This window comes from Nocardia sp. NBC_01009 (genome assembly GCF_045208035.1).
In the GTDB taxonomy this organism is placed as follows: domain Bacteria; phylum Actinomycetota; class Actinomycetes; order Mycobacteriales; family Mycobacteriaceae; genus Nocardia.
Map to the genome: position 1 here is coordinate 3,657,500 of NZ_CP108695.1, position 22,779 is coordinate 3,680,278.

Below are 22,779 nucleotides of genomic sequence, written 5' to 3' on the forward strand. Positions count from 1 at the left end.
CGAGAGCGCCGCAAGCAGCCATTTATTCTTTGTCAGCATCGGTGAGACAGCGCCTGGGGGGATTCTCAGGCAGCAAGTTGCGTCTCCCCAGAAAGGATTCGAGCCAGATGACGGTACTCGACTCGATTCTCGACGGGGTCCGCGCGGATGTCGCCGCTCGGGAAGCCCTCCTGGACTTCCAGGCAATCAAGGCCGCGGCTGCGGCGGCGCCTTCGCCGCTGGACGCCCGCGCCGCACTCCTCGAGGACGGCATCGGCGTCATCGCCGAGGTCAAGCGGGCCAGCCCCTCCAAGGGGGAGCTCGCGGACATCCCGGACCCGGCCAGTCTGGCCAAGGCATATGAAGACGGCGGCGCGCGCATCATCAGCGTGCTGACCGAAGGTCGCCGCTTCCATGGCTCGCTCGACGACCTCGACGCCGTCCGCGCCACGGTGACCATCCCGATCCTGCGCAAAGATTTCGTCGTCGGGCCGTACCAGATCCATGAGGCCCGCGCGCACGGTGCCGATGTCATCCTGCTGATCGTCGCGGCACTCGAGCAGGACGTGCTGTCCTCGCTCATCGACCGCACCGAATCGCTCGGCATGACCGCGCTCGTCGAGGTGCACACCGAGGAAGAGGCCGACCGCGCACTCGAGGCGGGCGCCTCGGTGATCGGCGTGAACGCCCGCAACCTCAAGACGCTCGAGGTCGATCGGGACGTGTTCGCGCGCATCGCGCCCGGCCTGCCCACCGAGGTCATCCGGATCGCCGAGTCCGGTATCCGCGGCACCGGCGACCTGCTGGCCTATGCGGGTGCGGGTGCGGACGCCGTGCTGGTCGGCGAGGGCCTGGTGACCAGTGGCGATCCCCGCGCCGCCGTCTCCGAGTTGGTGACCGCGGGCACCCACCCGTCCTGCCCGAAGCCTGCGCGGCGGGGCCGGTGACAGCGGTGACGGCATTACCGCAGGCCAGCGCCGGCGTCGCGCACAGGAGCACCCATGAGCCCGACGTCGGCGGACACTTCGGCGTGTACGGCGGCAGGCATGTCCCCGAGGCGCTGATGGCGGTGATCGAGGAGGTCACCGCCGAGTACGAGAAGTGCAGGCTGGACCCCTCGTTCCTGGACGAGCTCGACCGGCTGCAGCGCGACTACACCGGCCGGCCTTCGCCGGTCTTCGAGTGCACCCGGCTTGCCGAGCATGCCGGTGGCGCCCGCATTCTGCTCAAGCGCGAGGACCTGAACCACACCGGCTCGCACAAGATAAACAACGTGCTCGGTCAGGCACTGCTCGCCAAGCGAATGGGCAAGACACGGGTCATCGCGGAAACCGGTGCGGGCCAGCACGGCGTCGCCACCGCCACCGCGTGCGCACTGCTCGGCCTCGAATGCGTCATCTACATGGGCGCGGTCGACACCGCACGGCAGGCGCTGAACGTTGCCCGCATGCGGCTGCTCGGCTCCGCGGTGGTGTCGGTGACCACCGGCTCGCAAACCCTCAAGGACGCCATCAACGAGGCGCTGCGGGACTGGGTGTCCAACGCGGACGACACGTACTACTGCTTCGGCACTGCAGCGGGCCCGCATCCATTCCCTTTGATGGTGCGTGACTTCCAGCGCGTCGTCGGCCTGGAGGCCCGCGCCCAGGTGCAGTCCTCGACCGGACGGCTGCCCGACGCGGTCGTGGCCTGTGTCGGCGGCGGCTCCAACGCGATCGGCATCTTCCACCCCTTCCTCGACGATGCCGGCGTCCGGCTGATCGGCTTCGAGGCGGCCGGTGACGGCGTCGAAACCGGAAGGCACGCGGCCACTTTCACCGGCGGCACGCCCGGCGCCTTCCAGGGCGCCTACTCGTACCTGCTGCAGGACGATGATGGCCAGACCATCGAATCGCACTCCATCTCCGCGGGTTTGGACTACCCGGGCGTCGGCCCCGAGCACGCCTACCTCAAGGACATCGGGCGCGCCGAGTACCGACCGGTCACCGACACCGAGGCGATGGACGCGCTGCTGCTGCTCAGCCGCTGCGAGGGCATCATCCCGGCCATCGAGTCCGCGCACGCGGTGGCCGGTGCGCTGCAACTCGGCAAGGAACTGGGCAAGGGCGCGATCATCCTGGTGAACCTGTCGGGTCGTGGCGACAAGGACATGGACACCGCGGCGACATGGTTCGGGCTCTTCGACGAACCCGACGCCGACAAGGAGAGCGTCGAATGAGTCAGCAGTCCCGCCTCGCCAACACTTTCGCCGCCTGCCGCGCCGAGAACCGCGCCGCGCTGGTCGGCTATCTGCCCGCGGGTTATCCGGACCTCGCAGGCTCCATCGAGGTCGTCCGTGCCATGGTCGAATCCGGTTGCGACATTGTCGAAGTCGGCGTCGCGTACTCCGACCCCGTGATGGACGGGCCGACCATCCAGGCCGCCGCCGAGCAGGCGCTGCGCGGCGGAGTCCGGGTGCGCGACGTGTTCTCGGTGGTCGAGGCGATCACCGCGGCGGGCGGTAAGGCCGTCGTGATGAGCTACTGGAACCCGGTGCTGCAGTACGGGGTCGACAAGTTCGCGCGCGATCTGGCTACGGCGGGCGGGGCAGGCATCATCACCCCGAACCTGATCCCGGACGAGGCCGACGACTGGTTCGTCGCCTCGGCCGCGCACGACCTGGATCGGATTTTCCTGGTCGCGCCGTCCTCCACCGAGGAACGCCTGGTGAAGACGCTGGAAGCGAGCCGAGGGTTCATCTACGCGGCGTCGACCATGGGCGTCACCGGTGCCCGCGATGTGGTGTCTTCCGCGGCGCCCGCGCTGTGTGCGCGGATTCGGTCCCATTCCGATATCCCGATCGGCGTCGGTCTCGGCGTGCGCTCGGGTGCGCAAGCGGCCGAAATCGCTTCGTACGCAGATGGTGTCATCGTCGGCTCGGCGCTGGTGAGCGCCGCCGCCGAGGGGCTGGACGCGGTGCGCGCGCTGACCGAGGAACTGGCCGAGGGCGTCCGGTCCGCGACAGTCGCCTCCTGACACTGCATCGGGCCGCTCGACCGGCCGCTGCCGCACCGCCACGAGTGAGCCGTGCCGCTCGTGAGCTTGGCTGCCGCACCGACGGTTCGGTGCTGCAGGCAGCGCCCCGGTATCCGATTGGACAAGCAGCGCTGAACCGCCTGACTCGCGCCATCGTATAAACAAGCATGAGCGCACCGAAGCGGTCGCCTTCGCCACGACCGGTGGTGGCGAGCCTGCTCGTATTCTTTGTTCTCGCACCGTGTGTCGCGACGCTGACCCGGGCCGAGCCGATCGTTGTCGAAGCGCTGTCGGCCATCGGGGCCGGGTTGCTGAGCCTCGGCGTCGGCGCCGCGGTGTGGTGGTGGCAACGTCGCACATAACGCTCCGCTACGGTTGGCCCGTGACCTTACGAGTCCTCGCAGACAGCGTTCTGAGCAATGGTGGCGTCACCGCTGATGTGTTGGCCTACATCCCCAGTCCCGCCCAGGGTGTGTGGCAGATCGGGCCGTTTCCGCTCCGGGCCTACGCCCTATGCATCATCCTCGGCATCGTCGTCGCCATCTGGTGGGGCGAGCGGCGCTGGCGCGAACGCGGCGGGCAGCCCGGCGCGATCCTGGATGTCGCGATGTTCGCGGTGCCCTTCGGCCTCATCGGCGGCAGGCTCTATCACGTGGCCACCGACTGGCAGAAGTACTTCGGCGCCGACGGCCATCCGATCGATGCGCTGAAGATCTATCAGGGCGGCCTCGGCATCTGGGGTGCGGTGTTCCTCGGCGGCGTCGGTGCGTGGATCGGCTGCCGGGTCTACCGAATCCCATTGCCCGCCTTGGGTGATGCGATCGCGCCCCCGGTCCTGCTCGCGCAGGCCATCGGCCGCCTCGGCAACTACTTCAACCAGGAACTGTACGGGCGCGAGACCGACCTGCCCTGGGGCCTGGAGATCTACCTGCGCTTCGACGACGACGGCAAGCTCGACCCGATGAACGGTGTCTCCACCGGCGTCGTCGACAAGGTTGTGCACCCCACGTTCCTCTACGAATTGCTGTGGAACCTGCTGATCGTGGTGCTGCTGGTGCAGATCGACAAACGCTACCGAATCGGCCACGGCAGGCTGTTCGCGCTGTACGTCGCCGGCTACTGCGTCGGCCGCTTCTTCGTCGAGCTGATGCGCGCCGACGAGGCCACCAAGATCGCGGGCATCCGGATCAATTCGTTCACCTCGGCCCTGGTATTCCTGGCCGCCGTCGCCTATTTCGTCCTCGCGACGAAGGGCCGTGAGACCGCCGAGCAGCTGCAACCCAGCACCGGATCGCGCCCGTGGCCTTGGCAGATCGCCGCCCTGCGCGCTGCGGCAGCGGAGCAGGCGACGGCCGAGACCTCCGACGCCGCGTCGGCAGACGAGGACGCGGCGCAGCAGCGGGACGCGGTGACCGACAAGGACACGGAATCGACCGAGGACACCGACGGCACCGCCGACAAGGATGCCGCGGCGATTACGGCAGACGATTCGCACAACGCCGTCGAGTTGGACAAGTCCGAGCAGACTGCGGAGCCCGAGCAGACAACCGACGCGGCGAAGGACATCCCCTCCACGAGGTCCACCAGCTCCGAGAAGTCCACCGAGCCGGATCGGTCCGCCGACTAGGAATCACCCGCAGCGCCGACCACCAGCACTGCTGTGGAGCAGAAGGACACTGCAGCCGAACCCAAGTAGCCCCCAATTCTGCGCGCACGGCAACATCGCGGGCACTGTCCGCGATATGTACCGAGACGAGCAACGTCGGTCGCCGGACTGCTGAGCCGAAGCGACAGGGCGACAAATCATGTCGGTTCCGGCAAGAATGTCTCGTGATCGTCGCGGCAGTTGCTCGCTCGGCAGATCGCAAGGCCGGGGGCCAGCACAGGGTGCCCGCACAAATGAGGAGGACATTTAGTGACCGACCCTTACAACCCAGGACCGCAGTATGGCCCGCCCGGTACGGGGCCGGACTTGAACAAGTCGGCGGACCCGAGCCAGCCGCAGTACCCGAGCCAGCCGCAGTACCCGAGCCAGCCGCAGTATCCGCAGGCCGATCCGTACGGCCAGCCGCAGTACGGTCAGCCCGCCGACCCGTACGCACAGCAGCAGCCGGGCGGCTACGGGCAGCCGGGGGGCTACCCACCCGCGCCGTACCAGCAGCCACAGGGATACAACCCGAACGATCCGGAAGCGCCCTACGGGCGTGACCAGTTCGGTGTGCCCTTCTCGGATAAGCAGAAGCTGATCGCGGGGCTGCTGCAGATCTTCCTCGGCGCGTTCGGTGTCGGCCGCTTCTACACCGGTTACACCGGCATCGCCATCGCGCAGATCGCGGTCACCTGGTTGACCTGTGGCATCGGCGGCATCTGGCCGCTGATCGACGGCATCATGATGCTGGTGGGCAAGGTGCCCGATAGCGACGGCCGTCCACTGCGCGACTGAGCACGCCTTTTCACCTCGTCGGGCCGCCGCACCGCACCGGTGCGGCGGCCCGACGGGTATTTACGGTGCTAAAGCCAGTTCCGATCACCATGATCGCGATACTGTTCCTCGAAACGATCCCGGCGTAACGTCGGTCGATCTGTGTGTTGTGTGTGGGCACTCCACGCACCGAAGAGAGGGATTTCGTGCGTCGCAAGTTGTTCGCCGCCGCCATGCTCGCCATCGTCGCCGCCACCGGGCTTTCCGCATGTGGTAGTGACGACCCGAACGTGATCAAGGTCGGCACCGAGGGCACCTACTCCCCGTTCAGCTACCAGGGCTCCGACGGCAAGCTCACCGGCTACGACATCGAGGTGGTCCAGGCTGTTGCCGACAAGCTGGGCAAGAAGGTCGAGTTCGTGCAGACGCCGTGGGACGCGATCTTCGCCGGCCTCGAGTCCAAGCGCTTCGATCTGGTCGCCAACCAGGTGACGGTCAACGATGAGCGCAAGGCCAAGTACTCGCTGTCGCAGCCGTACACCACCTCCGAGGGCGTCATCGTCACGCGCTCCGACAACAACGGCATCACCACTCTCGCCGACCTGAACGGCAAGACCTGCGCTCAGTCGGCCACCAGCAACTGGAGCAAGGTCGCCACCGGCGCAGGCGCGAAAGTCGAAGCGGTGGAAGGTTTCGTGCAGGCCATCCAGCTGCTGAAGAACGGCCGCGTCGACGCCACCGTCAACGACACCCTCGCCGTTGCCGAATACACCAAGAAGACCGGCGACACCAGCGTGAAGGTGTCGGGCAAGACCGGTGAAACCAGCCACCAGGCTTTCGCGGCGCGCAAGGATGACGCGCTGGTCGCCGAGGTGAACAAGGCGCTCGATCAACTCCGCGCCGAGGGCAAACTGGCCCAGATCTCCGAGAAGTACTTCGGCACCGACATCAGCAAGTAGCAGCGCCCTGCCATGGATGCCGCTACGCGGGAACTCATTTGGCACAACCTGTGGCCGATGTTGCAGGCCACGATCACCAAGACCATTCCGCTGACGGCCATCAGTTTCGTCATCGGTCTGGCCATTGCGCTGCTCGTGGCTCTGGCACGGATGTCACCGGTGTGGCCGGTCCAGGCGGCCGCCCGGTTCTACATTTCGATCATCCGGGGTACGCCGCTGCTGGTGCAGCTGTTCATCGTCTTCTACGCGCTGCCGCAGTTCCACATCGTGCTCGACCCGTTTCCGGCGGCGGTGATCGCCTTCAGTCTCAACGTCGGCGGTTACGCAGCGGAGGTGGTGCGCGCGGCGATTCTGAGCGTGGCAGACGGGCAGTGGGAGGCTTCGCAGGCGCTCGGCATGTCGTATCCGATGATGATGCGGCTGATCATCCTGCCGCAGGCGTCGCGAATCGCGGTGCCACCGCTGTCGAATACGTTGATCTCGCTGGTGAAGGACACCTCGCTCGCCTCGACCATTCTGGTCACCGAGTTGCTGCGGACCGCGCAGATCGCGGCCGCCCCGACCTTCGATTTCTTCGCCCTCTACGGTGTCGCGGCGCTCTACTACTGGGCGATCTGCCTGGTCCTCGGTTTCGGGCAGACCCGGCTGGAAACGCGATTGAGCCGTCATGTCGCGCGATGACCGCTCGTTCGTATGTTCCACCAACTTGTGTGCAAATTTTTCACCAAGGTTTCACCGAGGCCACGACAAGACCACCACACCCGGCGGGACTAGGCTCTACTCGTGATGCGACGGACGAAGATTGTGTGCACTCTCGGCCCGGCCACTGCCACCGAGGACCGTATTCGAGAACTCGTCGAAAGCGGCATGGACGTGGCGCGGCTGAATTTCAGCCACGGCGAACACGCCGACCACGCCGAGAACTATAAGAAGGTGCGGGCCGCTTCCGACCACCTCGGTCGTGCGGTCGGTATTCTCGCCGACCTGCAGGGTCCGAAGATCCGGCTCGGCCGGTTCATCGAGGACCGCACGGTGTGGGCGACGGGTGAAGAGGTCCGCATCACCGTCGACGACATCGTCGGCACCCACGACCGTGTCTCGACCACCTACCGGGAACTGGCCAAGGACGCCAAGCCGGGAGACCGGTTGCTGGTGGACGACGGCAAGATCGGGCTGACGGTCACCGGCGTCGAAGGCAACGATGTCGTCTGCCGGGTGACCGAGGGCGGACCGGTCAGCAACAACAAGGGTGTTTCGCTGCCGGGTATGGATGTCTCCGTGCCCGCGCTGTCGGAAAAGGACATCGAGGACCTCGAGTTCGCACTGAAGCTCGGCGTGGACTTCATCGCGCTGTCGTTCGTGCGTTCGCCCTCGGATGTGGAACTCGTGCACGACGTGATGGACCGGGTCGGTCGCCGCGTGCCGGTGATCGGCAAGCTGGAGAAGCCGGAGGCGATCGACAACCTCGAGGCCATCGTGCTCGCCTTCGACGCGGTCATGGTCGCTCGCGGTGACCTCGGCGTCGAGCTGCCGCTCGAGCAGGTGCCGATCGTGCAGAAGCGCGCCATCCAGATGGCACGGGAGAACGCCAAGCCCGTCATCGTCGCGACGCAGATGCTGGAGTCGATGATCGAGAACTCGCGCCCGACTCGGGCCGAGGCCTCCGACGTCGCGAACGCGGTGCTCGACGGCGCCGACGCGGTGATGCTGTCGGGCGAAACCTCGGTCGGTGCGTACCCGATCGAGACGGTGCGCACCATGGCGCGCATCGTGCACGCAGTGGAGACCGAATCGACGCGGGTGCCACCGCTGACCCACGTGCCGCGCACCAAGCGCGGTGTCATCTCCTACGCGGCCCGCGACATCGGTGAGCGGCTCAACGCCAAGGCGCTGGTGGCGTTCACCCAGTCCGGTGACACGGTGCGCAGGCTCGCCAGGCTGCACACCCCGCTGCCATTGCTGGCGTTCACTCCGCTGCCGGAGGTACGCAGCCAGCTGTCGCTGACCTGGGGCACCGAAACCTTCATCGTGCCGACGGTGGACAGCACCGATGCGATGATCCATCAGGTCGATGTAGCACTGCTGTCGATGGAGCGATATCAGAAAGGTGATCTGGTGGTAATCGTTGCGGGCTCCCCGCCCGGTACCGTCGGGTCGACCAACCTGATCCATGTGCACCGTATCGGTGAGGAGGACCATTAGAGTGACTGCTTCCCTGAGTGGTGCCGTCGGCGTCGGTTCGACGTCGACGGAGGGTTCCGATCTGCAGGTGTTGCTCGGACTGCTCGATCTGGAGCAGGTCGACGAGGATGTCTTCGTCGGCCAGCATCCGGAGAAGGTGTGGAGCCGCACGTTCGGCGGGCAGCTCGTATCGCAAGCGATCATGGCGGCGGGGCGGACGGTCGGTGACCGTCCGGTACACGCGGTGAACGCGCACTTCGTGCGCGGTGGCGATGTGAAGAAGCCGATCGAATACCGGGTCGACCGCCACCGCGACGGGCGCTCGTTCGCCAACCGCACGGTGACCGCAAGCCAGGACGGCCAGGAGCTGTTCGTCATGCTTGCCGCGTTCCAGGATTGGGGCAAGGGTCTCGAGCACTCCGCCACCCAGCCGGTCGTTCCGGATCCGGAAACGCTGCCGCGGGTGGAGGAGAGCTTCGAAGGCTTGGAAGACAAGCTGGAGATGTTCATCAAGGCCCCGCATCCGATCGATATGCGCTACACCAACGACCCGGCCTGGATCATGAAGGGCACCGGCGAGCGGCTCAATCACAACCGGGTGTGGATGCGCGCCGACGGCAGGCTGCCCGACGATCCGCTGATTCATGTTGCGACGCTTGGTTATTCGTCGGACACCACGGTGCTCGACTCGATCATCACCACACACGGTCTTTCCTGGGGTCTCGACCGGATCATCGCGGCGACGGTCAATCATTCGATCTGGTTCCACCGCCCGTTCCGCTTCGACGAGTGGGCGCTGTACGCCACGGAATCCCCGGTCGCCGCGGGCTCCCGTGGGCTGGCGACGGGCAAGTTCTTCTCGCGCACCGGCGAATTGCTCGCCACCGTGGTGCAGGAAGGCCTGATTCGCCACTTCCCGTCGCGGGCCTGAGCTAGAGCGGCTCGCGCTCGGTCTCGAAGTCGAAGCTGTCGCGGCGCTGTACCCGGATGGTTCGAGGGACGGCCAATTGGGTGGGGCCGCAAGAGGTTTCCAGCATCAGCCGGCGCTCCAGGGCGGCCAGGCTCGGTGCCGTGAGATCGCGCGCGGCCCCGACCAGGCTCAGCGCGATCTCGTAGGTGCGGCGGCCATCCGGCTCCTGGCCGGGATGGTCTACCCGCCACTGGGTTTCGAGCATCATGTGGTCCGGTGCGTCGGAGTCGACAGGCAGCGTGAAGCGCCACGCGAACACCTCGCGATCCTGGAGGTGGTCGTCCACCACGGCGCGCACCGAGTCGACGACGCGCTCCAGGGTTTCCGGTGTCACATAAACATGGAGCGAAACATCCGAAATTCGTTTCGGCATGTCTGATTCCTGTCGTGTGTCGAACCAGCAACGGCGGAATGTTGTTCGCGGGGAGTTTAAACCCTCGATGCACAGGATGAACACAGCAAGGGCCGAATTCGTGCGGAAGCGTCCCCGCACCGCACCCGGTGTCACGGGATCCGGTGCGCCGCCAGGAATGCCGCGAGCGGTGCGGGCGCGGCTCCCGGCGCGACCACGAGACCGGGACGTTCGTCGTCGACTTGCTTGTGCTGCTCGTGGGGGGCCAGCGTCAGCAGCAGCGGTACCAGCGCCTCGGCGATCCGGTCGCCGACCTCACAGAATGCGGCCTCGGACAGGCCGACCGGGTCGGCGATGTTCTCGCGGCCGACCAGTGCGAGGTCGTGGCGGGCGCGATGCAGATCGGCAATGCTGCGCGCGCCGGTCACTTTGGCGATCCGGTGCGCCTCCAGCAGGGTGAAGGTGCGCGGCCCCGCGCCGAAACCCATCGACGTGGCCTGGTCGCGGATCTGCTCGGTCATCGTGAGAACCAGGTCGGCGCGGTCGATCATGCCCGGCTCCAGGCGGCGCGCGCGAAAGTTGTCGGGGTCCGCGCCCAGGCCCGAGATGGTCTGAGCCGCGAGTGGTTCCACGGGGAAGCCGACCAGCGCACGGGTTCCCGCGCTCTCCGCGGTGAGGCCGGCGAGGCGGTGTTCGACAGCGAGGGCGCGGGTAAGCCGCTCGGCGATCACCGAACGACAGACATTGCCGTTGCAGACGAACAGGACGTGCATGGGGATACGGTAGGACGGCAGATAACGATTCAGAAGCGGTCAGGCCGCGAATCACACCGCCACGAGCACATATTCATCTGTGCGTTGCGCGGCGTACACGAAGTACGCCCTCGTGTTCGGAGAGACGCTCGACGGGCGTTGCCGACCGGTGGCCGGCCCGTCATCGAGGTCTGGGCGTATCCGCGTTGTTACCCGATATGAATGAATTCAATCATGGTGTCGCCGGCCGATATCGTCAGCACTGGGAAGCCGCGGCCGTCGGCAAGGTGCGGCTGTCAGTCGGATTCGGTTCCGTAGTAATCGGATTCGTCGATCACCGGCGCCACCTTCGCCGTCTCGTTGTGCACGCGGCCGCGGGTGGAGAACCTCCGGCCGCGCGAGGCGACGACGGGCGCGAAGCGTGCGAGCCCCGTGGCGGTCTCCATATCGTCGTACATGGCATCGATCCCGCCGCGCAGGAAATAGGCCTCGTGCCAGAACCCGGTGCCGCCGGAGTCGCGCAGGAACTTCTGCCACCAATCGCGGTGCGGCGCCGAGCGAGTCCACCGCTCCAGGCTGTCGAGATCGCGCCAGTACTGCCGCGCCCCCCAGTGCGGCGGAAACAGCGCCCAGACCACGTCCTCGTGCAGTAGCAGCCCTTCAGGCTGATCCTTGTGTGACTTATAGAGTTTCGGCCCGAGCCCGAGCAGACGCAGGATCCCGCGCGGTCGGCGCACCCGCATCCCGAGGTAGACGACTACCAGATCCGGATACTCGGACAGATCGACTGTCGTTCTATTCACTCGCATGCTGGGGACCTCCGAAACCGAGGTGTGTGCTGCTCACCCTACGCGGGAAACACGCGCTGAGTCGGCATCCGGTTCGACCGTGCGAGCCGGGGTGCCGGCAAGGCAAACGGCCCGTGCTCGTGAGGAGCACAGGCCGCCCGCTGTGTTGGTGCCGATTGTGGGACTCGAACCCACACGTCCTTTCGGACAACGGTTTTTGAGACCGTCGCGTCTGCCAGTTCCGCCAAATCGGCGCACCGGTTGGAAAGCATAGCGGGTGGGTGGCGTCGAAAGCGAATGGGTTCCCGTCTGCGGCGCGGACGGGCGGTTTGCGCAGGGTATATGGGTTCTATGCCGAAGTGAAAGGTACTCTTTACATCACTCGACAGCGCAACGGTGGGCCGATGGACCGGCACATTGGCCACGGCCACCCTTCGGCGTGTCGGGACAGGCATCGGAACCAGAGGGGTCTACCTATGAGCACTACAGCAGGGGGCGCCGGCACGAAGCGGGACGCCGGGGCGAAGCGGGTCGTCGTCGCGGAGGACGAGGCGCTCATCCGTATGGATCTGGTGGAGATGCTGACCGAAGAGGGCTACCAGGTTGTCGGCGAAGCGGGTGACGGTCAGCAGGCCGTCGATCTCGCGGTGGAGCATCGGCCGGACCTGGTCATCATGGATGTGAAGATGCCGCGCCGCGACGGCATCGACGCCGCGGCCGAAATTGCATCGAAACGCGTTGCGCCGGTGGTGATTCTGACTGCATTCAGTCAGCGCGATCTGGTCGAGCGGGCGCGTGACGCGGGCGCGATGGCGTATCTGGTGAAACCGTTCACGAAATCCGATCTGGTGCCCGCCATCGAATTGGCGGCGAGTCGCTTCCATGAGATCACCGCGCTGGAGAGCGAGGTCGCCAATCTCTCCGATCGGCTGGAGACGCGCAAACTGGTGGAGCGGGCCAAGGGTGTGCTCATGCAGACGCAGGGGCTGTCGGAGCCGCAGGCATTCAAGTGGATTCAGCGCACCGCGATGGACCGCCGGACTACCATGAAAGCGGTAGCCGAGGTGGTGCTGGAGAACCTGGCCCCGAAGTGACCCTCCGAGGGCCCTGGCCGGGTCGCGGCCGGAAAATTTACTTCGTTGAAACGCATTCACGAAGAAGAATTCGAAACAATGTCGTTCGCATGACGCGAATGTGATGCGGAACTAACGTGGCAACGCTATGTTCTGACCGGGCCGACGTGGTCGGCCTCCTCGGCGAGCCGAGGGAGTACAGGACGTAGAGGTGAGGGACGTGCTTAGTTCGATATGGCGCAGTCGTTCGACACGAGGAGTATTGGTAGCCGGTGCCGCGGCTGCACTCGTGCTGACGGGCTGCAGTGACAAATCGACCAACGAATCGGGTTCATCCGGCACAAATGGTGCGGGAAGCCTGTCCATCCAGCCGGTGGCACAGGTGGACATCGACGGCAAGCAGGTCCCGAAGACCGATCCCGCCAAGGCTGCCGATCCGGCGGGCGACGGCAAGGCGACCTGTCCGGCCGGTACCACGATTGCTTTCGCAGGCGCATTGACCGGTCCCAACGCGGCTCTCGGCATCAACATCGTGTCGGGCGTGAAGCTGGCGCTCGATCAGCACAACAAGGCGAACGCGGGCTGCAAGATCGAGCTCAAGCAGTTCGACACCGAGGGCGACCCGCAGAAAGCCACCCAGGTCATCCCGCAGATCGTCAACGACAAGTCGATCATCGGCCTGGTCGGTCCCGCGTTCTCCGGTGAGACCAAGGCGACCGGCAAGATCCTCAGTGATGCGGGCCTGGTCTCGGTCACCTCTTCGGCCACCAACGCCACGCTCACGCAGAATGGCTGGAATACGTTCTTCCGCGGCCTGGCCAACGACGACGTTCAGGGTCCGTCGGTCGCCAAGTACCTCGTCGGCACCGCAGGCTACAAGAAGGTCTGCGTCGTCCAGGACAACAGCGACTACGGCACCGGCCTGGCCAAGAGCATCACCGAGGGGCTCGGCGCCGCGGCGGATCCGAGCTGCGCGGCCAGCATCAAGACCGGTGACAAGGACTTCTCCGCGACTGTCACCAAGATCGCGGGCGCGAACGCGGACGCGGTCTTCTACTCGGGGTACTACGCCGAGGGCGCACCGCTGGCGCAGCAGCTGAAGTCCGGTGGCGTCAAGGCCGTCTTCGTCGGCCCGGACGGCGTCAACGATCCGCAGTTCCTTTCGCAGGCGGGTAGCTCGGCCAACGGCGCGACGCTGACCTGCCCGTGTGGTCCGGCCCCGGAGAAGTTCGCGAAGGATTACGAGGCGCTCAACGGTCAAGCGCCCGGCGTCTACTCGGTCGAGGCCTACGATCTGGCCACGATCCTGACCAAGGGCATCGATAGCGGCAAGGTGACCCGTCCCGAACTGCTCGAGTACGTGCGGTCCTATGACGGTCCCGGTCTGGCGCGTCAGTACAAGTGGAACCCCAACGGGGAACTGTCCAATGCACTGATCTGGATCTACACAGTCAAGTAACCCGCACCACGAAACGCGCAGCACGTATGGGGGTTCGCGCGAATCCCTGTACGTGCTGCTGTTTCGTGAGGGCGAATGAATGAGGGCGAATTACGAATGACTTCAACAGTATTGGCCGGTGCTGTACAACTAGCCGGCGGCTCGATCGACTTCAACTATCAAGGAGTGATCGACGATTTCTGGCGACTGACCGTCGACGGATTGTCCTACGGTGCGATATACGCACTCGTCGCTGTCGGCTACACCCTGGTCTACGGCGTACTGCGGCTGATCAATTTCGCCCATTCCGAAATCTTCATGCTCGGCCTGTTCGGCCAGTATGTCGGGCTTATGCTGCTCGGGTTTTCACCGAGCGGTGATGTCTACTCCCAAGGCATCGTTCTCACCATCACCTATCTCGCACTGGCGATGATCTTCGGTATGGCCGTATCCGGCGCCGCGGCAGTCGGATTGGAGCGGGTGGCGTATCGACCGCTGCGCAAGCGCGGAGCCAAACCGCTCATCTTTCTGATCACCGCCATCGGCGCTTCCTTCGTGATCCAGGAGATCATGCACTTCGTGGTGCCGAAGGTGTGGCCGAAGCTGGGCGGCACCAACGCACAGAAGCCGATCATGCTGGTCGAGCCGACCAAGCAGTTCAGCTTCGGCGGCGCGGATGTCACCAATGTGACGATCGTGATCATCGTCGCCGCCGTCATCCTCGCCATCGCCACCGAGGTGCTGATCAACCGGACGAAGTTCGGTCGCGGCATCCGGGCGGTGGCACAGGATCCCGACACCGCGACGCTCATGGGTGTCTCGCGGGAGCGAATCATCATGTTGACCTTCCTGATCGGCGGCGTGCTCGCCGGTGCGGCCGCGCTGCTGTACGCGCTCAAGATTCCGAACGGGATCATCTACTCGGGCGGCTTCATCCTGGGTATCAAGGCGTTCAGCGCCGCGGTACTCGGCGGCATCGGCAATCTGCGGGGCGCGTTGCTCGGCGGGTTGCTGCTCGGGCTGGCGGAGAACTACGGCCAGATCCTCTTCGGTACCGAATGGCGCGACGTGGTCGCGTTCGTTGTCCTGGTTCTGGTGCTCATGATTCGCCCGACCGGCATTCTCGGTGAGAGCCTCGGAAAGGCGCGCGCATGACCGACACGGTAAAGAGCCCGCCGCCACCGATGAGCGGGCAGGAAGAGACTCCCAAGCACGGCGTCGGTGATGCACTGCGGACCTGGTGGGCCGGGCTGTCGCGGCCCGCCCAGTGGGGCGTCGGCGTGCCCGCCATCATTCTGCTGGCGCTGCTGCCGCTCTACCCTCCGCCGTTCCTGGACACCCCAGGTACCAGCTTCGGCGGCGTCATGGCCCAGTTCGCGATGTACGCACTGCTCGCCATCGGACTGAATGTCGTTGTCGGACAGGCTGGTCTGCTCGATCTCGGGTATGTCGGCTTCTACGCCGTCGGCGCGTACACGGTGGGTCTGCTGACGAGTCCCAACAGCCCGTGGAACCAGACCGACGGCGGTTGGCTGAGTGAGGACTGGGCCTGGTTGGCCTGCCTGCCGCTGGCGGCGGCGGTCACCGCGGTGTCCGGTCTGATTCTCGGTTCACCGACGCTGCGGTTGCGCGGCGACTATCTGGCGATCGTGACGCTCGGCTTCGGCGAGATCGTCCGGTTGCTCGCCGACAATCTCGGCGACCTCACCAACGGCAGCCTCGGCCTGTCCGGCATCGCCTATCCCCGCGTCGGTGAATCCACGGAGCGGCCCAACGGTGTGTTCTCCGCGGGCAACGTCGGCGACACGGAAGCCTCGAACATCTTCGCAAGGGCCAACTCCGGCATCTGGTGGTTCTGGGTCGGCATGGTTCTGGTGATCATCGTGCTGCTGATCGTCGGCAATCTGGAGCGCAGTCGGGTCGGCAGGGCCTGGGTCGCGATCCGTGAGGACGAGGACGCGGCCGAGATCATGGGGGTGCCCACCTTCAAGTTCAAGCTGTGGGCATTCATGATCGGCGCCGCGGTCGGCGGCCTGTCCGGTGCGCTGTACGCGGGCCAGGTGCAGTTCGTGAATCCGAGCGGGTTCAACATCATCAACTCGATGCTGTTCCTCTGTGCGGTCGTCATCGGCGGTCAGGGCAACAAGCTCGGCGTGATCGTCGGCGCGTTCATCATCGTGTATCTGCCGAACAGGCTGCTGTCGGTGCAGCTGGTCGGGCAGACCGTTGTCGGTTACGTGCTGCTCGGACTGGCCATCGTCGGTATCATCGCGATGATCGTCGGGTGGAAGCGCTGGGCACGGGATCTGGAGCGGCCGGTGCGTCTCGGTTATCTTGTCGGCGCGATCGTCGTGGTGATCGGGATGTTGATTGTCCTCGGGAACGTGCTGAAATTCCATGAGCAGGGCGCGCAGTCGCTCGGCGATTTCAAGTACCTGTTCTTCGGGATCACGCTCATCGTATTGATGATTTTCAAGCCGCAGGGGTTGTTCCCGGTGCGACAGAAGTTGCTCGCCTACGGGCGGCAGGTATATCGGGCCGTGCGCAAACCGTTCGGCAACGAAGTGATCGGGGAACGGGCATGACCGGGCCGGGCGCGGGTGACGCGCTATTCGACAACGAGGACATGTCGGCCGGCTATGCCGCCGAACCGGAAGCGACGCCGAGCGCGGGCGTTGTCGATGTGACGGCCGTGCTGCCGGAACTCGGCGACGCGGAGGCGGTCGCGGAGGTGGTCGCGCCGAGCCGTGAGATCGAGACACCGGTGGGTGCAGCGCTGCTGCGCACCGACGGATTGACCGTGAAGTTCGGCGGCCTCACCGCATTGGACAACGTGAGTTTCGAGATTCGCCGCGGCGAAATCCTCGGCCTGATCGGGCCCAACGGTGCGGGCAAGACCACCTGCTTCAACGCGATCACCGGTGTGTACCGGCCGTCGTCGGGCGTGGTCTATTTCGATGGCAAGCCGCTGACGAAGACCAAGCGCAATGCCATCACCCGCCTCGGTATCGCACGCACCTTCCAGAACATTCGGCTCTTCGCCGAGATGACCGCGCTGGAGAACGTGGTGGTCGGCACCGACGCCAGGCACAAAACCTCGGTGCCGGGCGCCATCTTCCGCACGACACGGCATCGCCGTGAGGAGCACGAGGCCATCGAACGCGGCATGGCGTTGCTCGAGTTCGTCGGCATCGCACCGCGCGCGGTGGAGAAGGCACGCAATCTGTCCTACGGCGACCAGCGCAGGCTGGAGATCGCCCGCGCGCTGGCCACCGAGCCGAAATTGCTCTGCCTCGACGAGCCCGCCGCCGGGTTCAATCCCAGCGAGAAGTCCGCGCTGATGGATCTGATCCGCAAGATCCGCGACGACGGGTTCACCGTCCTGCTGATCGAGCACGACATGCGGCTGGTGATGGGCGTGACCGACCGCATCGTGGTGCTGGAATTCGGGCGCAAGATCGCCGACGGGCTGCCCGCCGACATTCGCGAGAACCCCGATGTGATCAATGCCTATCTCGGTGTGCCCGACGACGACGCTGGTGCGCCCGACGAGGGCGCCCAGCCGGGGGCAGCGGACGACACACACGGGACGGACGGGTAGGGACGGCGATGGCATCACACAGGCAATCCGACAGCCCCGGCGACGCATCGGGCCCGCTGCTCGAAGTCACGGACATGGTGGTCAACTACGGCAGAATCCAGGCGCTGCACGGGATTTCGCTGCAGGTGGCGCCCGGCGAGCTGGTGACACTGCTCGGCGCGAACGGCGCGGGCAAGACCACCACGATGCGCGCTCTCTCCGGGCTGCTGCCGCTGACCCGCGGCCGCATCTTGTTCGAGGGCCACGACATCACCCATATGAAGGCGCACGAGCGCGTCAAGCTGGGGTTGATCCAGGCACCGGAAGGTCGCGGCGTCTTCCCCGGCATGACGGTGCAGGAAAACCTCGACATGGGCTGCTACGCAAGGCCGTTCGAGCCGAAATCGGAATACGACACCACCCTGGAATGGGTGTTCGGCATGTTTCCTCGGCTCGAAGAACGGCGCAAGCAGGTCGGCGGCACGCTGTCCGGCGGCGAGCAGCAGATGCTGGCCATCGGCCGCGCGTTGATGGCGCGGCCGCGGCTGCTGCTGCTCGACGAACCGTCGATGGGGCTGGCGCCCATGGTGATTCAGCAGATCTTCCGGATCATCTCGGAGATCAATAAGCAGGGCACCACGGTGCTGCTCGTCGAGCAGAACGCTCAGCAGGCGCTGGCCCGCAGCGACCGCGCCTACATCTTGGAGACCGGCGAGGTGACCAAGTCCGGCTCCGGTCGCGACCTGCTCACCGATCCCGCGGTGAAGTCGGCCTATCTGGGCGTCGGATAGATAAGTCATGCCCATCCGTGGCCGCCTCGGGCATGATGGCGGCCACGGACGGGCATGGCGAGCTGGATCACCTGCCGCGCTTACAACGACAGTCCTTCGTGCGGAAATCGGACGTAACACTCGATGCCTCGCGGCGCGTGGGAGCCGCCGCTGTGAGATGTCGGTGGGCCTCCCTAGACTCTTCACCGTGACCCCAGCGACCACTGATCAGCGTTCGAGCTCCGTCTCTGCAGCCGGCTCCGATGCGGCCGGTCCGCAGCCGACTCTGTTGTTGCTGGATGGGCATTCGATCGCCTATCGCGCGTTCTTCGCGCTGCCCGCCGAGAACTTCAAGACGGTCACCGGGCAGACCACGAACGCGGTGTACGGCTTCACCGCGATGCTCATCAACCTGCTCCGCGACGAGAAGCCGACCCATATCGCCGCGGCCTTCGACGTGTCACGCAAGACATTCCGCACCGAGGCGTATCCGGAGTACAAGGCCAATCGCAGTGCCACGCCCGACGAGTTCCGCGGGCAGGTCGAGCTGACCAAGGACGTGCTCGGCGCGATGGGCATTCCGGTGATGGCGATCGACGGTTTCGAGGCCGATGACCTGATCGCCACGCTCACCACCCAGGCGGTCGCCGAGGGCTTCCGTGTGCTGATCGTCTCCGGTGACCGCGACTCGATTCAGCTGGTCGACGACAACGTCACGGTGCTCTACCCGCGCAAGGGCGTGTCCGATCTGACCAGGTTCACTCCGGATGAGGTGATGGCCAAGTATCAGCTCACGCCGGCCCAGTATCCGGATTACGCGGCCCTGCGCGGCGACCCGAGCGACAACCTGCCCGGCATTCCGGGTGTGGGGGAGAAGACCGCCGCCAAGTGGATTCGCGAATACGGTGACCTCGCCACCCTCGTCGACAAGGTCGACGAGGTGAAGGGCAAGGTCGGCGATGCGCTGCGGGCCAATCTGAGCAGCGTGGTACTCAACCGGCAGCTCACCGAGATGGTGCGCGATGTGTCGCTGCCCTACACCCCCGATCAGCTGGCTCAGCAGCCGTGGGATCGCAACAAGATCCACCAGTTGTTCGACGATCTGGAATTCCGGGTGCTGCGCGACCGGCTGTTCGAGACGCTGGCGCCGCCGGAGCCGGAAGCCGAGGCGGGCTTCGAGATCAGCGGTGGTGCACTGGAAGTGGGCGCGGTCGCGGCCTGGCTCGCCGAGCATGCGAAAGCTGGTGTCCGGCACGGTGTTTCGGTGGTCGGATCGGGTACTCCCGGCAACGGGGACGTGCGCGCGCTCGCGATCGCGGGGGGCGACGGCGAGAGCGGCTACATCGACGTCACGGTACTGACCCCCGAGGACGACGCCGCGCTCGGCGTGTGGCTGGCCGACCCGGCCGTGCCCAAAGCGCTGCACGAGGCCAAGTCCGCGATGCACGCGCTGCGCGGCCGCGGCTGGACCCTGGCCGGGCTGACCAGCGATACCGCACTGGCCGCCTATCTGGTACGCCCCGGCCAGCGCAGCTTCAACCTCGACGACCTGTCGCTGCGGTACCTGCGCCGCGAGCTGCGCGCCGAAACCGACGAGACGCCGCAGCTGTCGCTGCTCGACGACGAGGACACCGTCGACGCGGAGGTCGCACAGACCGAAATGCTGCGCGCCAGGGCCGTCGTCGACCTCGCTGCGGCGCTGGACACCGAACTCCAGCAGATCGAATCCGTTCCGCTGCTCGAGGATATGGAGCTGCCGCTGCTCGGCGTGCTCGCCACCCTGGAGGACGCGGGCATCGCCGTCGACGTCGACCAGTTGGAGACGCTGCAGCGCCAGTTCGCCGACAAGGTGAACGAAGCGGCCAACGCGGCCTACGAGGTGATCGGAAAGCAGATCAACCTGGGCTCGCCGAAGCAGCTGCAGGTGGTGCTGTTCGACGAGCTCGACATGCCCAAGACCAAGCGCACCAAGACCGGTTACACCACCGACGCGGACGCGCTGGAATCGCTGTTCGAGAAGACCGAGCACCCGTTCTTGCAGCATCTGCTCGAGCACCGCGACGCCACCCGCCTGAAGGTCACGGTGGACGGCCTGCTCAAGTCCGTCGCCGACGACGGTCGCATCCACACCACGTTCAACCAGACCATCGCCGCGACCGGCAGGCTCTCCTCGACCGAGCCGAACCTGCAGAACATCCCGATCCGCACCGACACCGGCCGCCAGATCCGCGACACCTTCGTCGTCGGTTCCGGCTTCGCCGAGCTGATGACCGCCGACTACAGCCAGATCGAGATGCGCATCATGGCGCACCTTTCCGCCGACGAGGGCCTGATCGAGGCCTTCAACTCCGGTGAGGATCTGCACACCTTCGTCGCGTCCAAGGCCTTCGACATCCCGCTGTCGGAGGTGAATCCCGAGATGCGCCGCCGCATCAAGGCGATGTCCTACGGCCTCGCCTACGGTCTGAGCTCCTACGGTCTCTCCGCGCAGCTGAAGATCAGCACGCAAGAGGCGAAGGAACAGATGGATGTCTATTTCGACCGGTTCGGCGGCATCCGTGACTATCTCTACGAGGTCGTCGAGCAGGCCCGCAAGGTCGGCTACACCGAGACCCTCTTCGGTCGCCGCCGCTACTTGCCCGACCTGGACTCCAGTAACCGTCAGCGCCGTGAGGCCGCCGAACGCATGGCGTTGAACGCTCCTATCCAGGGCACCGCCGCCGACATCATCAAGGTCGCGATGATCAACGTGAACAAGGCGATCGCGGCCGCGGGACTGCGGTCGAGGATGCTGCTGCAGATTCACGACGAGCTGGTGTTCGAGGTCGCCGACGGCGAGCGGGAGACACTGGAAACGCTGGCCCGTGACCAGATGTCCTCGGCCATCGCACTGTCGGTGCCGCTGGATGTCTCGGTCGGCACCGGTCGCAGCTGGGATGCCGCAGCACACTGAGAGCGGAGGCCGCCGTTGAACATGCGGTGGCCGAACCGCCCCCTCGGTGCGTTCGGCCGCAAAAGCTGCGTGACGTGGTGACCACGACGGCGGCTATGGGGCTGGGCAGCGGAAACCACTTGTGCTGCCCAGCTTTTCAGCGCTCGTAGGCGAGCAGCTCGTACTGTGTCGCCGCCACGCGAGGGAAACCGTCGGCTTCCAGCCGGTGGAGGCGACACGATTATCGAAATCCATCAACGGCGGAGTCGATTCGCGAGCACGATGGTCTCCGGGGTGGCGACCGCTCTGCTCACAGATCTGCCGGGAATCTCCGACGTCGGACTCGAGCGCGCCGGGTGCTATTCCCGGTGGCGCACCAGTCGCGCCGAGCCCGCTGACAGATCGATCTCGTCGCGCGGCGGTGCGCCATCGGACTTGTCTTCTTTGTGCATCAGCACGGTCTGGCGCTGCTCGAACTCGTGGCGCTTGGAGCCCTGGAAAACGGCGGCGACTTCTTCGAAACCGGCGGCCGCGACCGGGCGGCCCGCGCGGTCCTCGAACCATGGGAGGATGCGACTGCCGGTCAAGCGGCTCCACAGCACCTCGGCCGCGGCGAGCACCATCAGCAGTATCGCCAGTCCGGGAATTGTCATGGCAACAAGCAGGCCCATGCGGTCGAAGGTACCCGCGCACACACCATTGCGCCGCGATATCTGGACGCCGTGAAATCGGCTGCCACGGCGCTGCGGCCTCCGTCCGGCCACATATCCCGTGAGCTGCGCAAATGATACTCACGAGTAGGCGCACCGAGGGTGCTAATAAGGTTGCGATTGCGTCGAGATGCCCCTATCGTGTATCGCGTGCCGAATCCCGCCGACCACCACAGCGCCGTGCTGAATGTCGCAGACCGCGACAGCGCAGCGCTAATTCCGCTTACCGCGATGGTGGCTGCCCGGCGACTTCTCCTCGTAGTAACCCGCCGTAGCGGGGTCTGATTCGGACCGGTCCCCTCGCTGCGGGCTGTTGATTGTTAGTGCTGGTCCCCTCTGCCGATTCTCTTCGGGAAGACCTGAATTGCAATGACGATCCTTACTCTCGACACACGCACATTTATCGCCGCCGCACCCAAGGGCCTGCGGGCCGAATGCGGCGCCCTGACGCCTGCGCAGTTCTACGACCGCTACTGCGAACACACCGGACACATTCGGCTCAGCGACTGGTCGCTCGCCGCTAACGGGAGCGCGGAGTGCGTCGCGACGCTGGGGTTCGCCGACCAGCTGCGGACATTCAGCACCACCGGCAGTCCGGTGGCGGCGATGACCTCCGCACTTTACGACGCGGGCTATCCGGTCGAGATCCTGCAGTTCCACCAGCGCCGCACCGAGGCAGGCACCGCCACCTTCGTCCAGTGCGAGGTGAATGGCAGGCGCGGCTGGGGTGCGGCCATGGCCGACGACGGCGCCGAGTCGACGATTCGCGCGATGATCGCCTGCGTCAACCGAAATGTTCGTTGACCGGGTAGACCCAGCGGCTCGCAAGCCCCGAAATCGCAACGGACCGTTCACCAC

At 65.7% G+C, this 22,779-nt stretch carries 22 protein-coding genes and 1 tRNA gene; 18 read left to right on the forward strand and 5 right to left on the reverse strand.

Going from position 1 to position 22,779, the window contains the following annotated elements:
* The first annotated feature begins 107 nt into the window (after positions 1-107).
* From trpC to OHA42_RS16390, 10 genes are all read left to right on the forward strand, one after another.
* Complete coding sequence (trpC, locus tag OHA42_RS16345) at positions 108-926, forward strand: indole-3-glycerol phosphate synthase TrpC (protein WP_328411591.1); 819 nt, start codon at positions 108-110, stop codon at positions 924-926.
* Entirely contained in the window at positions 923-2,197 is a 1,275-nt protein-coding gene (gene trpB, locus OHA42_RS16350; RefSeq protein ID WP_406238040.1) for a tryptophan synthase subunit beta, read from the forward strand. Before trpC ends, trpB begins: the two co-directional genes overlap by 4 nt.
* Positions 2,194-2,994, forward strand: a complete 801-nt coding sequence (gene trpA, locus OHA42_RS16355) for a tryptophan synthase subunit alpha (protein ID WP_406238042.1) — start codon at positions 2,194-2,196, stop codon at positions 2,992-2,994. The genes trpB and trpA overlap by 4 nt, the downstream gene beginning before the upstream one ends.
* A 167-nt stretch (positions 2,995-3,161) precedes the next feature.
* Positions 3,162-3,356 carry a hypothetical protein gene (locus tag OHA42_RS16360; RefSeq protein ID WP_406238043.1) on the forward strand — a complete coding sequence of 65 codons (195 nt, stop codon included), beginning with the start codon at positions 3,162-3,164 and terminating at the stop codon, positions 3,354-3,356.
* 50 nt (positions 3,357-3,406) lie between these two features.
* Positions 3,407-4,621 carry a prolipoprotein diacylglyceryl transferase gene (gene lgt, locus OHA42_RS16365; RefSeq protein ID WP_406239401.1) on the forward strand — a complete coding sequence of 405 codons (1,215 nt, stop codon included), beginning with the start codon at positions 3,407-3,409 and terminating at the stop codon, positions 4,619-4,621.
* 288 nt (positions 4,622-4,909) lie between these two features.
* On the forward strand, positions 4,910-5,437 hold the full coding sequence (locus OHA42_RS16370) for an NINE protein (protein WP_406238045.1): 528 nt from the start codon (positions 4,910-4,912) through the stop codon (positions 5,435-5,437).
* A gap of 185 nt (positions 5,438-5,622) precedes the next feature.
* Positions 5,623-6,375, forward strand: coding sequence for an amino acid ABC transporter substrate-binding protein (locus OHA42_RS16375; RefSeq protein WP_406238047.1), 753 nt, complete (start codon positions 5,623-5,625; stop codon positions 6,373-6,375).
* 12 nt (positions 6,376-6,387) lie between these two features.
* Entirely contained in the window at positions 6,388-7,056 is a 669-nt protein-coding gene (locus OHA42_RS16380; RefSeq protein ID WP_406238049.1) for an amino acid ABC transporter permease, read from the forward strand.
* 102 nt (positions 7,057-7,158) lie between these two features.
* Positions 7,159-8,577 (forward strand): pyruvate kinase, encoded by a 1,419-nt coding sequence (gene pyk / locus OHA42_RS16385; protein ID WP_328411602.1) that lies wholly within the window; start codon positions 7,159-7,161, stop codon positions 8,575-8,577.
* Between the two features lies 1 nt (position 8,578).
* On the forward strand, positions 8,579-9,487 hold the full coding sequence (locus tag OHA42_RS16390; protein ID WP_406238051.1) for an acyl-CoA thioesterase: 909 nt from the start codon (positions 8,579-8,581) through the stop codon (positions 9,485-9,487).
* A gap of 1 nt (position 9,488) precedes the next feature.
* On the opposite strand, the gene OHA42_RS16395 is transcribed toward OHA42_RS16390, so the two are convergent.
* From OHA42_RS16395 to OHA42_RS16410, 4 genes are all read right to left on the reverse strand, one after another.
* Positions 9,489-9,899, reverse strand: coding sequence for a hypothetical protein (locus OHA42_RS16395; protein ID WP_328411606.1), 411 nt, complete (start codon positions 9,897-9,899; stop codon positions 9,489-9,491).
* Positions 9,900-10,030: 131 nt separating this feature from the next.
* A complete protein-coding gene (locus OHA42_RS16400; RefSeq protein WP_406238052.1) occupies positions 10,031-10,651 on the reverse strand; it encodes a low molecular weight phosphatase family protein in 621 nt (206 codons plus the stop codon).
* A gap of 275 nt (positions 10,652-10,926) precedes the next feature.
* Positions 10,927-11,439: a phenylacetaldoxime dehydratase family protein gene (locus tag OHA42_RS16405; RefSeq protein ID WP_406238053.1), complete on the reverse strand. Its 513-nt coding sequence runs from the start codon at positions 11,437-11,439 to the stop codon at positions 10,927-10,929.
* Positions 11,440-11,585: 146 nt separating this feature from the next.
* Positions 11,586-11,672 (reverse strand) — tRNA-Leu (locus tag OHA42_RS16410).
* A gap of 222 nt (positions 11,673-11,894) precedes the next feature.
* Here OHA42_RS16410 and OHA42_RS16415 point away from each other — a divergent pair.
* The 7 genes from OHA42_RS16415 to polA all read left to right on the forward strand — a co-directional run bounded on the left by OHA42_RS16415 (position 11,895) and on the right by polA (position 21,232).
* A complete protein-coding gene (locus OHA42_RS16415) occupies positions 11,895-12,512 on the forward strand; it encodes an ANTAR domain-containing response regulator (protein WP_406238055.1) in 618 nt (205 codons plus the stop codon).
* Positions 12,513-12,753: 241 nt separating this feature from the next.
* Positions 12,754-13,950 (forward strand): branched-chain amino acid ABC transporter substrate-binding protein, encoded by a 1,197-nt coding sequence (locus OHA42_RS16420; RefSeq protein ID WP_406238057.1) that lies wholly within the window; start codon positions 12,754-12,756, stop codon positions 13,948-13,950.
* Between the two features lie 96 nt (positions 13,951-14,046).
* Positions 14,047-15,084, forward strand: coding sequence for a branched-chain amino acid ABC transporter permease (locus tag OHA42_RS16425; protein ID WP_406238059.1), 1,038 nt, complete (start codon positions 14,047-14,049; stop codon positions 15,082-15,084).
* Positions 15,085-15,113: 29 nt separating this feature from the next.
* A complete protein-coding gene (locus OHA42_RS16430; protein WP_406239403.1) occupies positions 15,114-16,514 on the forward strand; it encodes a branched-chain amino acid ABC transporter permease in 1,401 nt (466 codons plus the stop codon).
* Complete coding sequence (locus tag OHA42_RS16435; RefSeq protein WP_406238061.1) at positions 16,511-17,530, forward strand: ABC transporter ATP-binding protein; 1,020 nt, start codon at positions 16,511-16,513, stop codon at positions 17,528-17,530. The genes OHA42_RS16430 and OHA42_RS16435 overlap by 4 nt, the downstream gene beginning before the upstream one ends.
* 8 nt (positions 17,531-17,538) lie before the next feature.
* A complete protein-coding gene (locus OHA42_RS16440) occupies positions 17,539-18,300 on the forward strand; it encodes an ABC transporter ATP-binding protein (protein WP_379070915.1) in 762 nt (253 codons plus the stop codon).
* Between the two features lie 187 nt (positions 18,301-18,487).
* A complete protein-coding gene (gene polA / locus OHA42_RS16445) occupies positions 18,488-21,232 on the forward strand; it encodes a DNA polymerase I (protein ID WP_406239405.1) in 2,745 nt (914 codons plus the stop codon).
* 338 nt (positions 21,233-21,570) lie between these two features.
* On the opposite strand, the gene OHA42_RS16450 is transcribed toward polA, so the two are convergent.
* A complete protein-coding gene (locus tag OHA42_RS16450; protein WP_406238063.1) occupies positions 21,571-21,882 on the reverse strand; it encodes a DUF6191 domain-containing protein in 312 nt (103 codons plus the stop codon).
* A gap of 408 nt (positions 21,883-22,290) precedes the next feature.
* Between OHA42_RS16450 and OHA42_RS16455 the strand changes: the two genes are divergently transcribed.
* The gene (locus OHA42_RS16455) at positions 22,291-22,725 is read left to right on the forward strand and encodes an alpha-isopropylmalate synthase regulatory domain-containing protein (RefSeq protein WP_406238065.1); all 435 of its coding nucleotides are present in this window, start codon (positions 22,291-22,293) and stop codon (positions 22,723-22,725) included.
* The last annotated feature ends 54 nt before the right edge of the window (positions 22,726-22,779 follow it).

Excerpts from the sequence above, each read along its gene's own strand:
- OHA42_RS16380 (WP_406238049.1), top strand. The coding sequence starts at position 6,388 with ATGGATGCCGCTACGCGGGAACTCATTTGGCACAACCTGTGGCCGATG.
- OHA42_RS16360 (WP_406238043.1), top strand. The coding sequence starts at position 3,162 with ATGAGCGCACCGAAGCGGTCGCCTTCGCCACGACCGGTGGTGGCGAGC.
- OHA42_RS16455 (WP_406238065.1), top strand. The coding sequence starts at position 22,291 with ATGACGATCCTTACTCTCGACACACGCACATTTATCGCCGCCGCACCC.
- trpC (WP_328411591.1), top strand. The coding sequence starts at position 108 with ATGACGGTACTCGACTCGATTCTCGACGGGGTCCGCGCGGATGTCGCC.
- OHA42_RS16425 (WP_406238059.1), top strand. The coding sequence starts at position 14,047 with ATGACTTCAACAGTATTGGCCGGTGCTGTACAACTAGCCGGCGGCTCG.
- OHA42_RS16395 (WP_328411606.1), bottom strand. The coding sequence starts at position 9,899 with ATGCCGAAACGAATTTCGGATGTTTCGCTCCATGTTTATGTGACACCG.
- OHA42_RS16435 (WP_406238061.1), top strand. The coding sequence starts at position 16,511 with ATGACCGGGCCGGGCGCGGGTGACGCGCTATTCGACAACGAGGACATG.
- trpA (WP_406238042.1), top strand. The coding sequence starts at position 2,194 with ATGAGTCAGCAGTCCCGCCTCGCCAACACTTTCGCCGCCTGCCGCGCC.
- OHA42_RS16450 (WP_406238063.1), bottom strand. The coding sequence starts at position 21,882 with ATGGGCCTGCTTGTTGCCATGACAATTCCCGGACTGGCGATACTGCTG.
- OHA42_RS16405 (WP_406238053.1), bottom strand. The coding sequence starts at position 11,439 with ATGCGAGTGAATAGAACGACAGTCGATCTGTCCGAGTATCCGGATCTG.
- OHA42_RS16400 (WP_406238052.1), bottom strand. The coding sequence starts at position 10,651 with ATGCACGTCCTGTTCGTCTGCAACGGCAATGTCTGTCGTTCGGTGATC.
- OHA42_RS16440 (WP_379070915.1), top strand. The coding sequence starts at position 17,539 with ATGGCATCACACAGGCAATCCGACAGCCCCGGCGACGCATCGGGCCCG.
- OHA42_RS16415 (WP_406238055.1), top strand. The coding sequence starts at position 11,895 with ATGAGCACTACAGCAGGGGGCGCCGGCACGAAGCGGGACGCCGGGGCG.
- OHA42_RS16430 (WP_406239403.1), top strand. The coding sequence starts at position 15,114 with ATGAGCGGGCAGGAAGAGACTCCCAAGCACGGCGTCGGTGATGCACTG.